At 44.4% G+C, this 13,510-nt stretch carries 12 protein-coding genes; 8 read left to right on the plus strand and 4 right to left on the minus strand.

The window, feature by feature from the left end; all coding sequences use genetic code 11:
- Positions 1-36 precede the first annotated feature (36 nt).
- The 4 genes from AAEM60_RS01860 to AAEM60_RS01875 all read left to right on the plus strand — a co-directional run bounded on the left by AAEM60_RS01860 (position 37) and on the right by AAEM60_RS01875 (position 5,952).
- Positions 37-1,101, plus strand: coding sequence for a carbamoyl phosphate synthase small subunit (locus AAEM60_RS01860; RefSeq protein ID WP_299741331.1), 1,065 nt, complete (start codon positions 37-39; stop codon positions 1,099-1,101).
- Complete coding sequence (locus AAEM60_RS01865) at positions 1,094-4,171, plus strand: carbamoyl phosphate synthase large subunit (RefSeq protein WP_341357277.1); 3,078 nt, start codon at positions 1,094-1,096, stop codon at positions 4,169-4,171. The genes AAEM60_RS01860 and AAEM60_RS01865 overlap by 8 nt, the downstream gene beginning before the upstream one ends.
- Entirely contained in the window at positions 4,168-5,115 is a 948-nt protein-coding gene (gene argF, locus AAEM60_RS01870; RefSeq protein WP_299741333.1) for an ornithine carbamoyltransferase, read from the plus strand. The genes AAEM60_RS01865 and argF overlap by 4 nt, the downstream gene beginning before the upstream one ends.
- Positions 5,116-5,490: 375 nt before the next feature.
- Positions 5,491-5,952, plus strand: coding sequence for a YueI family protein (locus tag AAEM60_RS01875; protein WP_341357278.1), 462 nt, complete (start codon positions 5,491-5,493; stop codon positions 5,950-5,952).
- Here the strand turns inward: AAEM60_RS01875 and AAEM60_RS01880 are convergent.
- From AAEM60_RS01880 to AAEM60_RS01890, 3 genes are all read right to left on the minus strand, one after another.
- Positions 5,949-7,031 carry an AbrB family transcriptional regulator gene (locus AAEM60_RS01880; protein ID WP_341357279.1) on the minus strand — a complete coding sequence of 361 codons (1,083 nt, stop codon included), beginning with the start codon at positions 7,029-7,031 and terminating at the stop codon, positions 5,949-5,951. The genes AAEM60_RS01875 and AAEM60_RS01880 overlap by 4 nt on opposite strands.
- A 55-nt stretch (positions 7,032-7,086) precedes the next feature.
- Positions 7,087-7,443, minus strand: coding sequence for a cupin (locus AAEM60_RS01885; protein WP_341357280.1), 357 nt, complete (start codon positions 7,441-7,443; stop codon positions 7,087-7,089).
- 261 nt (positions 7,444-7,704) lie between these two features.
- Complete coding sequence (locus tag AAEM60_RS01890; protein WP_341357281.1) at positions 7,705-7,872, minus strand: hypothetical protein; 168 nt, start codon at positions 7,870-7,872, stop codon at positions 7,705-7,707.
- A 201-nt stretch (positions 7,873-8,073) separates the two neighbouring features.
- On the opposite strand from AAEM60_RS01890, the gene gatC reads away from it, so the two are divergent.
- From gatC to AAEM60_RS01910, 4 genes are all read left to right on the plus strand, one after another.
- On the plus strand, positions 8,074-8,364 hold the full coding sequence (gene gatC, locus AAEM60_RS01895; RefSeq protein WP_034760864.1) for an Asp-tRNA(Asn)/Glu-tRNA(Gln) amidotransferase subunit GatC: 291 nt from the start codon (positions 8,074-8,076) through the stop codon (positions 8,362-8,364).
- A 12-nt stretch (positions 8,365-8,376) separates the two neighbouring features.
- Positions 8,377-9,837 carry an Asp-tRNA(Asn)/Glu-tRNA(Gln) amidotransferase subunit GatA gene (gene gatA, locus AAEM60_RS01900; RefSeq protein WP_341357282.1) on the plus strand — a complete coding sequence of 487 codons (1,461 nt, stop codon included), beginning with the start codon at positions 8,377-8,379 and terminating at the stop codon, positions 9,835-9,837.
- Positions 9,838-9,849: 12 nt separating this feature from the next.
- Positions 9,850-11,280 (plus strand): Asp-tRNA(Asn)/Glu-tRNA(Gln) amidotransferase subunit GatB, encoded by a 1,431-nt coding sequence (gene gatB, locus AAEM60_RS01905; RefSeq protein WP_341357283.1) that lies wholly within the window; start codon positions 9,850-9,852, stop codon positions 11,278-11,280.
- Positions 11,281-11,555: 275 nt separating this feature from the next.
- On the plus strand, positions 11,556-13,226 hold the full coding sequence (locus AAEM60_RS01910; RefSeq protein WP_299741340.1) for a M4 family metallopeptidase: 1,671 nt from the start codon (positions 11,556-11,558) through the stop codon (positions 13,224-13,226).
- Positions 13,227-13,327: 101 nt separating this feature from the next.
- Here the strand turns inward: AAEM60_RS01910 and AAEM60_RS01915 are convergent, their stop codons facing one another.
- Positions 13,328-13,483 carry a hypothetical protein gene (locus AAEM60_RS01915; RefSeq protein ID WP_299741341.1) on the minus strand — a complete coding sequence of 52 codons (156 nt, stop codon included), beginning with the start codon at positions 13,481-13,483 and terminating at the stop codon, positions 13,328-13,330.
- Between the last annotated feature and the right edge of the window lie 27 nt (positions 13,484-13,510).

Raw genomic sequence — 13,510 nt, forward strand, 5'->3', positions numbered from 1 at the left:
TAATATAAATAAAAATTCAATTTAAGGGGCGATCTCATGACAGGTTACTTATGTTTAGAAAACGGAAAGACCTTTATAGGTGAAGTCACAATGGATGAAGAAGATCCCGTTCAGGGTGAGATTGTATTTTTTACGGGAATGACGGGGTATCAGGAAGTACTGACCGATCCTTCCTACAAAGATCAAATCGTTGTTTTCACGTATCCGCTCATCGGTCAATATGGCGTAAACGAAGATGACTTCGAGAGCTCACAGCCGCAGGTGAAGGGAGTCATCATGCTCCAATCACCTGCGCTGTACTCCCATTATCATGCGACTTCTTCCCTTAAAGACTATCTCAAAAAGTGGAAGATCCCATTCATGACAGGTGTGGATACGAGGCAGGTAGTGAAGGCGATCAGAGATGTTGGAACTCAAAACGCGTGTATATCTTATACAGAAGTACTTCCAGGAAAAGAGAAACTCACAGGCCAAGTTGAAAAGGTAGCCCTTACTCAGATCCGCAAGATGGGTAGTGGAAACAAGCATATAGCCGTCGTCGATTTCGGTGTGAAGAAATCGATTGTATCCAGTTTGATAAAGATGGATTGTCTTGTTACCGTCATTCCCTATCATCAGCTTGAGCTTCTGGATCAGATGAATGTTGACGGACTGGTTCTGTCGAACGGTCCTGGAGATCCGAAAGAAATGATGAGTCTTTTACCTAAGCTGAAGGAGAAAATCATGGAGCTTCCGACCCTCGGAATTTGTTTAGGACATCAATTAATCGCACTGGCACTCGGAGGGAATACCGAACGATTATTATTCGGTCATAGAGGGGCGAATCATCCTGTCATTGATAACCAAACCGGAGAGGTGTTTATCACATCACAAAATCATAATTACGTCGTGAACGGGGCCAGTTTAACAGGAACCGGGTTAGAACCGCGTTTTATGAACGTCAATGACGGTTCCCTTGAAGGGCTTCAACATAATAGCAAGCCTATTCTTTCGGTTCAATTTCATCCTGAAGCGCGTCCGGGTCCTGAAGATGCTTCGTGGATATTCCAACAATTCTATCAAACGATTAAACAACCAGGGAGAGAGAAGATGTATGCCTAAAGATTCCAGTATTCAAAAAATCCTCATAATCGGATCAGGCCCTATCATCATCGGGCAAGCAGCAGAGTTTGATTACTCAGGTACACAAGGCTGCCTTGCCCTGAAGGATGAAGGGTATGAAGTGATTCTCGTGAATCATAATCCGGCGACGATCATGACAGATACGACCTACGCTGACAAAGTGTACTGCGAGCCCTTAACGGTCAAAACATTAACTGCGATTATCGCTGCTGAACGCCCAGACGGAATCGTCGCAAATCTTGGAGGTCAAACCGCTCTGAATCTCGCAGTGGAGCTGGATGAAAGAGGAGTTCTCGCGGAATATGGAGTGACACTGCTTGGGACCTCTGTGGATTCGATTCAAAAAGGGGAAGACAGAGAGAAATTTCGAACCTTGATGAACACATTGGGACATCCAACGGCAGAAAGTGCTATCGTACACGACCTTCAAGGGGCTATCCTTTTTTCTGAAAAGATTTCCTTCCCGATCATTGTGCGCCCGGCTTATACATTGGGGGGAAGAGGAGGCGGCATCGCTTCTACCAGGGAGGAATATAGTAAACTCGTTCAAACCGGATTAAAGGCTAGCCCGATTCATCAAGTACTGGTGGAAAAAAGCATTGCCGGGTTCAAAGAGATTGAGTATGAAGTCATGAGAGATTCGAAAGGAAATTGTATATCCGTCTGTAATATGGAAAATTTCGACCCTGTTGGTGTCCATACGGGTGATTCCATCGTCGTCGCTCCTTCTCAAACTCTGACAGATCAAGAGTTTCATATGCTTCGTACAGCAGCGTTTAATATTATCAGTGCGCTAGAAGTGGTGGGAGGATGCAATATACAATTTGCTTTAGACCCTAACAGTAACCAATACTATGTGATTGAAGTGAACCCAAGGGTGAGCAGGTCTTCTGCTTTGGCATCGAAGGCAACGGGCTATCCCATTGCCAAAATTGCGGTGAAGCTTGCTGTTGGCTATACATTGAACGAAATTATCAACCCACTGACGAGAACCACTTTTGCAAGCTTTGAACCTGCTCTTGATTACGTGGTCGTCAAGTTTCCAAGATGGCCATTCGATAAATTTCCAGAGGCGAATCGGGTGCTCGGAACGAAGATGAAAGCAACGGGAGAAGTGATGTCGATCGAGCGTTCGTTAGAGGCTGCCTTTCATAAAGCTCTTCAGTCGTTGGATCTGTCCTTAGAAAACATTTATAGCGAACTGGCCGGCTTATCTCAGGAAGAGCTTGAAGAGAGGATTGGAATACCAACAGATCTCCGCTTTTTTGAACTGTTGGAATTGTTGAGACGAGACCATTCGATTCACACTCTTCATGAAAAGACAGGAATCGATAAGCTGTTCTTGTCTATCTTGAGTAACTTAGTATTCATGGAAAATAAGCTGAGAACATCCGACTTCACTTCTGTTCTTTTGAAAGAAGCAAAGCAATTCCGGTTTGAGGATAAAACCATTGCCGGATTAATGGGGAAACCGGAAGCGTCCATTGAAAAAATGAGAGTGGACGAAGGAATCGTGCCCGCCTTTAAAATGGTGGATACATGTGCAGGTGAATTCGAAGCGATCACCAATTATGCCTACTCTACTTATTATGGAGACAATGAGATTCAACCGTTACAAGGAGAGAAAAAGGTCCTGATTGTTGGAGCGGGTCCGATTCGAATCGGTCAGGGTGTCGAGTTTGACTATAGTGCCGTTAAAGCGATTCACCGATTGAAAGAGCATGGATATACGACCATCATGGTGAACAATAACCCGGAAACCGTGAGTACGGATTATGAGACGGCAGATCGATTGTACTTTGAACCTATTACGAAAGAATCGGTCCTTTCCATTATCCAGCACGAGAAAGTCGATACCGTACTCGTTCAATTCGGCGGACAAACGGCCTTAAACCTGGCTTCTATTTTAGAGAAGAAGGGCATCCAATTATTTGGGACATCTTCAGACATCATTGACCGTGTAGAAGATCGCGAACGCTTTTATCAACTGCTGGACGAACTGGGGATTCCTCGTGTGAAGGGAGATATCTGCCACAGTAAAGAGGAAGCATTAAAAGTAGCACAGTATTTAACCTTTCCTCTTCTTTGCCGTCCATCCTATGTGATTGGAGGGAAAGGGATGGTGAAAGTAACGACACAAGCCGAAATCGAGAAGTTCATACAGGAAGCGGATGAAGAGTACTTCCCTATTTTAATTGATGAATTCAAAGAGGGTCAGGAAATCGAAGTTGACTTGGTGGGGGACGGAGACGGAGTGTATGTTCCCGGAGTCATGGAGCATATTGAACGGGCAGGCGTCCATTCAGGGGACAGCATGTCTATTTTTCCTTCTGAATCCCTGTCAATTGAAATCAAGAGAACGATTGAAGGCTATGCTCAAAAGATTGTGTCTTCCCTTCATTACAAAGGGATCATGAATATTCAATTTTTGCTGCAGGGTGAAGAGGTTTTCGTGTTGGAAGTGAACCCGAGAGCAAGCCGGACGGTTCCGGTGGTCAGCAAGGTTCTTGGTTACTCATTAATCGATATGGCGACAGACCTTATGTGCGATGAGTCGTTGAAGATAGACGCCTTTAGCCCTCCTGCAGAAATAGACGTTGTAGGAGTGAAATATCCTGTATTTTCATCACATGCCCTGCCGGAGATCGATCAAACACTCGGGGCCAATATGAAGTCAACGGGAGAAGGATTATGTCTTGGTAAGACGGTTGAAGAAGCCCTGTATAAAGTATTTGAAGGGCTGCATGAAGCTATAGAAACTGGTGGGACGGTTTATATCGATAGTGACCAGAAAGAATTAAAACAGTATCAGACTTCTACGGAAACTTCGTTTAGTGACTGGGTTGAAACAAGCAATGCTTCTGTGTATTTCAGTCATGAAGAAACTGTTGAAATGAAGAAGAGAAGAATTGCAGCGTTAGAAGCAGGGGTCACCGTTTTAACGGAAGCAGAGACCTTATTGGCCTTTTTTCGAAGTATGAAAGTGAATAAAGTGAACCCCATTTCATTGGCACCATCAAAATCCGTACAGGGAGTGAGCAGAGTATGATGAATCCAAATGTTGCGACGTCGCCGGTTTCCTTGAAAGGGAGAGATCTTGTCACGTGGTTGGATTACTCAACGGAAGAGGTAGATGAGCTCTTAGCACTGGCTCAGTACTTGAAGAAAAATCCTTATTCAAAGGTGTTGGAAGGAAAGACACTTGGGATGATTTTTGAAAAGTCGTCCACAAGAACCCGTGTCTCTTTTGAAGCGGGAATGCTCCAGATGGGAGGTCATGCCATCTACCTCAATGCCCGTGATATACAACTGGGTAGAGGAGAGTCGATTGCAGATACGGCACGTGTCCTTTCCTCTTATGTGGATGGAATCATGATCCGTACGTTTGAAACTGAGAAGGTTATGGAACTTGCCCAGTACGCGAAGGTCCCAGTCATCAACGGACTTTGCGATACGTACCATCCTTGTCAGGCATTGGCGGATGTTCTCACGATTTTGGAGCTTAAGGGAACGCTAAAAGGATTGAAGGTTGTGTATATTGGGGACGGGAATAATGTGGCACACTCCTTTATGATTCTATGTGCGAAGCTTGGAATGGATGTCGTCATTTCTTGTCCTGAAGGATATGAACCCGTTAAAGAAATTATCGGTAAGACGGTTGAGCTTGCCGGAATGAACGGAGGAAGCTTTACTCTTTCTTACGATCCGGTAGAAGCAGTTAAGAATGCGGATATCGTATACACTGATGTATGGGCAAGCATGGGTCAGGAGGAAGAAGCGATTAAGCGTCTTAAAGACTTCAAACCTTATCAAGTGAATGAACAGCTGCTACAGCATGCTGCACCCCAAGTGAAATTTCTTCATTGTCTCCCGGCACACCGTGAAGAAGAGGTGACAGCGGCTGTCATTGACGGACCATGTTCTGCCGTATTTCAGCAAGCGGAAAATCGACTACATGTACAGAAGGCTATATTGCAATCACTGTTTGTATAAGGTCATTATTTTTCTGAAAGATTGTCGTTTATATAAATGATTTTGTGAAAGTCGACCTAAGATAAGTTGATTGGACCGGAAAGTGTTCGACTCCTGAGGGAATAGAAGGACAGGTGAGGCACCGCAGGAGCGCAGCGTCGAGGAGGCCCGCCGCCCGCCCTGCGGAAAGTGAACCCCTGTAGAGGAAATCAACCACTACTCGCTATTGGTTATCTAGTTACATCCATATAAATCAAAAAGGTCCGCTTCTGGATGGAAGCGGATCTTTTAGTTGCCTGAAAGCATTTCCATAAGAGAAAATAAGACTGAACCAAACAAACACATGTAAACATATAGTGTAGGAGAAACTGTAATTAGACCGTTTTGGAGGTGCTTGTGGTTTTGAGTAAACCAACGATTGATGATTACCTGGATAATGGAATATATGGCCAGAAGCAAACAAAGCCTGATGAAAGAAGAAAGTTTCTCGGAAGCCTGCGGGAACGAATCGTCGTTGCCCTGACTCAGAGTCAGGTAAGGGAAAAGGGAGTATACAAGGAAGTTCAGGAGAGTCTGAAGAAGCATCCTGAGGCGAAGCTTTTATTAAATGGTAATATGAGCTACTCTTTCTTATCTAAATACATCAAGCTCGCTGATACGTATCATGTCTCTTTTTCAATGGTGACCAATAAGGAGATCGAAACCGATATAGGCCTCGTCCTCGCTTATGATCATGCCATTGATAAAGAGGAAATCTATGTGAAGAAAAAAAATGAAAAAGCCGCTGAAGAAAAACCAAAGGCAAAGCAGAAGCAAAAGAAAAGCCTATTTTCATCCATTAAAAACAAGCTTTTCTAATTTTGTCTGCCCTTTTGGAAAATAGAGAGTCTAAACAGTCCTTTCAAAGTCGCGGGGATGATGAAAAGAATGAACAGGATCCGAAATAAATGGTACCCGGTAATGATGGAAAGATCTGCGTTGACGGCTTGCCCTACCAGCGCCATCTCGGCCATGCCTCCGGGAGCCAGGCTGATAAAGGCAGTCAGGAATGAAATGTCATGCCAGCGACTTAATAAAAAGCTAAGGCCAGCACAGTATAGGAGCAGGCAGAGTGACGTGAATAAAGACCACATGATAAACTTGCCCATCGTTTTGGACGACGAGAAATTCATCATGAAGCTAAAGTAAATGCCGAGTGATAATTGAGCCAGGATGATGAACAGTCCGGGCATATGCGGGACCGGTGATTCAGCCACCATGAAGCCGCCGATGACCAGGATCGGGCCAAGCAAGGTCGCGGTGGGCAGGTGGATTTTTTTAGCCAGGAACCCTGCTGCGACGGCAATTGTGAAAAAGAGGACAAACTCCCAGTGTAAGGCAGGCATCTCAAACGAACGCGCGGCCGTCCCCGCGCCGCCTCCTTCTCCACTCAAAAGGGGACTGAAGACGAGGAACGGTACGACAAAGATGACAGACAGCAGCCGGATGACCTGAAGGATCGTCACGACCGTTAAGTCGATACTCTTCATCTCCTCCCCAAGTGCCACCATTTGCGAAAGTCCACCGGGGATACTCCCGGTTATCGTCGAAGGCAGGCCGATTCCCGTCATCTTAGACGTGATATAGGCAAGGACCATACTGAACACAATAATCGCAATCGTCATCGTCAGCATAGAAGGGAGCTGAGTGAAAATTTCGATCATGGTTTTCTGACTGAAAGATTGCCCGATGGTATAGCCTACGATAATCAATCCAAGATCTCTGAAATAGGATGGCCAGGCGAGCTCAAGGGTCGTGCATTTGTTGATGAGAAAGACAGAAACCATGGAACCGAGCAGCCAGGACAGGGGAAGATCAAGGAGCGTGAACACCAACCCGCCTATAGCTCCGGCTATAAAGGCTAATAGAATGGGATGCATATTGAAAATCCTCTCCATTTCATTACTCTATTTAAAGGTAATCAAATGGAAGAGAGGAAGCAAATGGAATGCTTTAGTTGGTAGGGAGATATCGCTCGGGGTCGAGTCTGCTTCCTTCTGCAACAATTGCAGTCATTCCGCCATCAGATCCGGATTCATGCATTTCCCCTTCCTCCCAAAAGACGGCCATTCCTGGTTCCACTACGATCTTTTCTTCCCCTTCGACTCTCACCCATCCACTTCCCGATGTGATCATCAGAAGCTGATCGCACATGGCGGGATGCATTCCCAGTACGCTGTTTGCTTCTAAATAAAAGTAACCGATCTGAAATGGCTCATCAGGCTTTAATAATGGATGGATGCTCACGTTTCGGCTGTTGAATTTTTGAATGGATTTACCGGTATTTTGTTTGAAGCTATAAATTTTCATGGAATCACCTCTTTTATAGGTTCGGTTTTGGGGATGAGATATCCTTTAACGGGGAGGAGAGAATGAAGTTTTGGCCTTTATATGGGAAATGACGCAATTATAAGGATATTGACGCAATTAAGTGTGAAATTGACGCAATTATCCGGAAAAAGACGCAATCGAAGCCTGAAATGACGCAATTATCCGGAAAAAGACGCAATCGAAGCCTGAAATGACGCAATTATCCGGAAAAAGACGCGATCAAAGCCTGAAACGACGCGATTATCCGGAAAAAGACGCAATCCCCCGCGCACTGGTCCACGTTGACGGTCCTTCGTCCATCAGACCATACACAAATGGACCAGTTTTCCCCTTTGAAAATCCTCCCAAAATCGTGTCCAACTCATCGATTGCTACCATCTTGAATCCTCGATTCTTCTTGGGGACCATACAGAGAACCCCCACCCAAGGTCCGTCCCTCACAAAATGGCACATCCCCTCCCTGATTCGTGGTAGAATGAATGGAGGTATGGACAAGAATCAGCCATGCTCCTAACAATCGTTATCTCTTATCATAGTTGCTTTAATGAAGCGAATTTTGGTATTATCAATAGTATTGTGAGTGTTCGAACATATACGGAGGTGAAGAAGATGTCTAGAATTTCTGAAGAGCAGGTGAAGCACGTAGCGCACCTTGCGCGACTAGCCATCACAGAGGACGAAGCGAAAAAGTTTACAACTCAATTAGATGCGATCATCGGGTTTGCCGAGCAGCTGAATGAATTGGATACTTCAAATGTGGAAGCGACGAGTCATGTGTTGGATATGAAGAACGTTATGCGTGAAGATAAGCCTGTTGAAGGACTGCCACGTGAAGAAGTATTAAAGAACGCACCAGACAAACAAGATGGACAAGTACGCGTTCCATCGATCTTGGACTAAGGAGGGGACCTCATGTCATTATTTGACCATAAATTATCAGAGCTTCATGAGCTTTTACATAAGAAAGAAGTATCTGTCACAGATCTAGTAGACGAATCATACAAACGTATTGATGCCGTTGAAGATAAAGTAAAAGCATTTTTAACATTAGATGAAGAAAATGCCCGCAATAAAGCGAAAGAAATGGATGCAAAGCTTGGTACAGACGAAAGCAAAGGTCTTCTTTTCGGAATGCCGATCGGAATTAAGGATAATATCGTCACAAAAGGGCTCCGTACAACATGTGCCAGTAAAATCCTTGAAAACTTCAATCCTATTTATGATGCTACGGTTATCAATAAATTACATAGTGCCGATACGATTACGATCGGAAAACTGAATATGGATGAATTCGCGATGGGTTCATCTACTGAGAACTCCGGTTTCCAAAAGACGAGCAATCCATGGAATCTGGAAACGGTTCCCGGGGGATCTTCAGGTGGGTCAGCAGCATCCGTTGCAGCTGGAGAAGTACCTTTCTCACTTGGTTCAGATACAGGCGGATCGATTCGCCAGCCAGCAGCATTTACAGGTACTGTCGGTTTAAAACCTACGTACGGAAGGGTATCCCGTTTCGGTCTAGTGGCATTCGCTTCTTCACTGGATCAAATCGGACCGATCACTCGTAACGTAGAAGATAATGCATACCTACTGCAAGCGATCGCTGGTCTTGATCCGAATGATTCTACTTCAGCCAATGTTGAGGTTCCGAACTACGCGGCAGCTCTGACAGGTGATGTGAAAGGCTTAAAGATTGCTGTTCCAAAAGAATATTTAGGTGAAGGTGTCGGTGAGGAAGCCCGTCAAGCAGTGCTTGCTTCATTAAAAGTGTTGGAAGGCATGGGAGCTACATGGGAAGAAGTTTCTCTTCCTCATTCTAAATTTGGTGTGTCAACATACTACCTGTTAGCATCGTCTGAAGCATCTGCCAACCTTGCACGTTTCGATGGTGTCCGTTACGGTTACCGCACTGCGAACGCAGAGAATCTTCTTGATCTCTACAAGAAAACCCGTGCAGAAGGATTTGGGGACGAAGTGAAGCGTCGTATTATGCTTGGAACGTTTGCATTAAGTTCTGGATACTATGATGCCTACTACAAAAAAGCACAGCAGGCACGTACACTGATCAAGAAAGACTTTGAAGACGTATTTGCGAAATATGATGTCATCATCGGACCAACAACACCGACTCCGGCGTTTAAAATCGGGGAAAAAATCAATGATCCATTAACGATGTATGCCAATGATATTTTAACGATTCCAGTAAACCTTGCAGGAGTACCGGGAATTTCTGTTCCTTGTGGATTCTCTTCAACTGGACTGCCACTTGGACTGCAAATTATCGGGAAGCATTTTGACGAAAGCACGATTTATCGCGTAGCCCATGCATTCGAGCAAGCTACAGATTTCCATACAAAAAGACCACAACTGTAAGGGGTGAAATCAATGAACTTTGAACCAGTAATCGGACTAGAAGTCCACGTAGAATTAAAAACGGACAGTAAGATGTTCTCTCCGGCACCGAACCATTTCGGAGCAGAGCCAAACACTAACACAAACGTAATCGACCTTGGATATCCCGGTGTTCTTCCGGTCGTTAACAAACGTGCCATTGAGTTCGGGATGAAAGCAGCGATCGCATTGAACTGTGAAATCGCAACGGATACGAAGTTTGACCGTAAAAACTATTTCTATCCGGATAACCCGAAAGCCTACCAAATTTCTCAATTTGACAAGCCGATCGGTGAAAACGGTTGGATCGAAATTGAAGTGAACGGTGAGAAGAAACGCATCGGAATCACTCGTCTTCACCTGGAAGAGGATGCTGGAAAGCTGACACACTCAGGCGACGGTTATTCCCTTGTCGACTATAACCGCCAAGGTACTCCTCTTATTGAGATTGTATCTGAGCCAGACATCCGCACACCGGAAGAAGCGTATGCGTATCTTGAGAAACTTAAATCCATCATTCAATATACAGGGGTTTCCGACTGTAAGATGGAAGAAGGATCGCTTCGCTGTGACGCCAACATTTCCCTTCGTCCAATCGGACAAGAGAAATTCGGTACGAAGGCCGAGCTTAAAAACCTGAACTCCTTTAACTTTGTTAAAAAAGGATTGGAGTATGAAATCGTCCGTCAGGAAAAGGTTCTTTTATCCGGAGGAATGATTCAACAGGAAACGCTTCGTTTCGATGAATCAACAGGTAAAACGATCCTTATGCGTGTAAAAGAAGGATCGGATGATTACCGTTACTTCCCTGAACCTGATTTATTACACCTTCACATCGATCAAGAGTGGATGGACCGCATCCGTGCAGAGATCCCTGAGCTTCCGGATGAGCGTAAAAAGCGCTATGTAGAAGATTTAGGCTTACCTGCGTATGATGCCATGGTTCTGACATTAACGAAAGAAATGTCCGATTTCTTCCAGGAAACCGTTGAAGCGGGTGCAGACGCGAAGCTTGCGTCCAACTGGCTGATGGGTGAGGTTTCAGCTTACTTAAATGCACAGCAAAAAGAACTTGAAGATGTTAAGCTGACTCCTCAAGGACTGGCAGGCATGATCGAATTAATCGAAAAAGGAACGATTTCTTCCAAAATTGCGAAGAAAGTGTTCAAGGAACTAGTGGAAAACGGTGGAGATCCAGAACAAATCGTCAAAGAGAAGGGTCTCGTTCAAATCTCTGACGAAGGTGCCTTGCTCAAGATCGTGACGGAGACGCTTGATGCCAATCCACAATCCATCGAAGATTATAAGAACGGGAAAGATCGCGCCATCGGCTTCTTGGTTGGTCAAATCATGAAAGCAACAAAAGGACAGGCCAACCCGCCGCTTGTTAACAAGCTGCTGCTTCAAGAAATTCAAAAACGCTAAAAATATAATCGCAGCCCCTGGAAACCTAATATTTCCAGGGGTGATTTTTTTGTGAAAGAGGGACGGACCTTGATTTAAATCAAGGTCCGTCCCTCTTTTTTAGTTCAAGTTTTCCTGAAAAACATGATTTTTCTGCGTTTTATGTAGGTATTTTAACCCGATGTTGAAAAAGGAAATATGTAGGTCTTTTGGCTCGTTCGAGGTGGATAGTGCTTGTACTATAGTATATTTAATATTTTAAATAGTTGGAAAATTCTTATAAAGAGGTGTTGTAATTGAAGAAAAAAGTCGTAGCATTAGGTTTAACAGCAGGATTAATGATGAGCCCGGTATTTTCTCCGGAAGCATTGGGTGCATCAAATGTGAGTGAAAAGGTGAACTTCAATGCGAAGTTGGGGACTCCCCAATTTATATCCGGTAAATTAACAAAGGCATCTACCAATGCCCCGGAATCGATCGTATTTGATTATTTAATGGAAAAACAGCAGGCGTTCAAGTTCAAAGGAGACGCAAAGCTATCTTTTCAAGTGAAAGAAAAGCGTAAAGATGACTTAGGGTATACATATCTACGCATTCAACAAGTATATAAAGGAACGCCTGTATACGGCGCCGTCCTGACTGCTCATGTGAATAAAGATGGTGTCCTGACTGCATTATCCGGGGCTCCGATAGCTAATTTAGATGAAAAACAAAACTTAAAGCAAACCAAAAAATTATCTAAAAAAGAAGCCCTTTCTAAAGGGGAAACTGATTTAGTGAAACACGTAGGCAGCCAGCCTGACTATGAATATGCACCTAAATCTGAATCCGTGATTTATGTAAAAGATGGAGAAGCCCATTATGCGTATCTCGTAAACTATAATTTCCTTGCTCCGGAACCAGGGAACTGGAATTATTTCGTTGATGCTGTAACCGGCGACATTCTAGGCAAAGTAAATAATATCCATGAAGCGAACAACGGAGCTGGTAAACCAGGCGGCGGAGGTGGAGCCGTTGGAGGAACAGATACTGTCGGCTCAGGAAAGGGAGTATTGGGCGATACGAAATCGTTGAACACGTATCTTTCTTCTTCAACTTATTATTTACAGGACCGCACGAGAGGTAACGGAGTGTTCACGTATGACGCTTCGAACAGGACACGTCTGCCGGGATCACTGTGGGCGGATAGCGACAATCTTTTCAACGCAAGCTATGATGGAGCTGCTGTTGATGCTCATTATTATGCGGGGCAGACATACGATTACTATTTGAACACACATAATCGTAATAGCTATGATGGCAATGGGGCAGCACTGAAGTCGACTGTTCACTATGGAAGAAACTATAATAATGCATTCTGGAATGGGCAGCAAATGGTATATGGTGATGGGGATGGAACGACATTCGTTCCATTATCAGGAGGACTGGATGTCATTGCCCATGAGCTGACACATGCCGTAACGGATACAACAGCGGATCTAATTTATCAAAATGAGTCCGGGGCTATCAATGAATCTATGTCCGATATTTTTGGAACATTGGTAGAATACGATACGAATAATAATCCGGATTGGGAAATCGGGGAAGACATTTACACACCTAATAAGAGTGGCGATGCACTTCGCTCCATGTCAGATCCGGCAAAATACGGTGATCCTGACCACTATTCTGTAAGATACACAGGGACGCAGGACAACGGTGGGGTTCATATCAATAGTGGAATAGGAAATAAAGCAGCCTACTTGCTAAGTCAAGGTGGCACTCACTATGGTGTGAAGGTGACGGGAATCGGAACCGATAAAACAGGGGCAATCTATTACCGTGCGTTAACTCAATACTTAACACCATCTTCAAACTTCAGCCAGCTTCGTTCAGCAGCGGTTCAAGCTGCTACAGATTTATATGGTGCAGGAAGTGCTGAGGTGGCGAGTGTGAATGCCGCGTATAATGCGGTTGGCGTCAACTAAATATGCTGAATGAGGAGAAGGGCTGTAATGGCTCTTCTTTTCTTTGTTCTTCCTGGTACTATATGGTGCGGGTTTTATTTGAATCCTACATGTGGTCATGGCTATATTTGTTTCTTCTTTGCTTTTTCCAGAATCTTCTTGGCTAGTCGATAATACGTATCCGCTTCGACTTTTGATTCAGCTCTCTTTAGCTGCATCATATAGTTTTGGAATCGAAGTTTGTCGACGGACGAGACTTTCATCACAATTTTTCTCATTTCGGCACTCCTTTAGTGGACAAAATT

This window comes from Rossellomorea sp. y25 (assembly GCF_038049935.1).
GTDB lineage: Bacteria > Bacillota > Bacilli > Bacillales > Bacillaceae_B > Rossellomorea.

Excerpts from the sequence above, each read along its gene's own strand:
- AAEM60_RS01885 (WP_341357280.1), bottom strand. The coding sequence starts at position 7,443 with ATGAAAATTTATAGCTTCAAACAAAATACCGGTAAATCCATTCAAAAA.
- AAEM60_RS01865 (WP_341357277.1), top strand. The coding sequence starts at position 1,094 with ATGCCTAAAGATTCCAGTATTCAAAAAATCCTCATAATCGGATCAGGC.
- gatB (WP_341357283.1), top strand. The coding sequence starts at position 9,850 with ATGAACTTTGAACCAGTAATCGGACTAGAAGTCCACGTAGAATTAAAA.
- gatC (WP_034760864.1), top strand. The coding sequence starts at position 8,074 with ATGTCTAGAATTTCTGAAGAGCAGGTGAAGCACGTAGCGCACCTTGCG.
- AAEM60_RS01880 (WP_341357279.1), bottom strand. The coding sequence starts at position 7,031 with ATGGAGAGGATTTTCAATATGCATCCCATTCTATTAGCCTTTATAGCC.
- AAEM60_RS01915 (WP_299741341.1), bottom strand. The coding sequence starts at position 13,483 with ATGAGAAAAATTGTGATGAAAGTCTCGTCCGTCGACAAACTTCGATTC.
- AAEM60_RS01890 (WP_341357281.1), bottom strand. The coding sequence starts at position 7,872 with ATGGTCCCCAAGAAGAATCGAGGATTCAAGATGGTAGCAATCGATGAG.
- gatA (WP_341357282.1), top strand. The coding sequence starts at position 8,377 with ATGTCATTATTTGACCATAAATTATCAGAGCTTCATGAGCTTTTACAT.
- AAEM60_RS01860 (WP_299741331.1), top strand. The coding sequence starts at position 37 with ATGACAGGTTACTTATGTTTAGAAAACGGAAAGACCTTTATAGGTGAA.
- argF (WP_299741333.1), top strand. The coding sequence starts at position 4,168 with ATGATGAATCCAAATGTTGCGACGTCGCCGGTTTCCTTGAAAGGGAGA.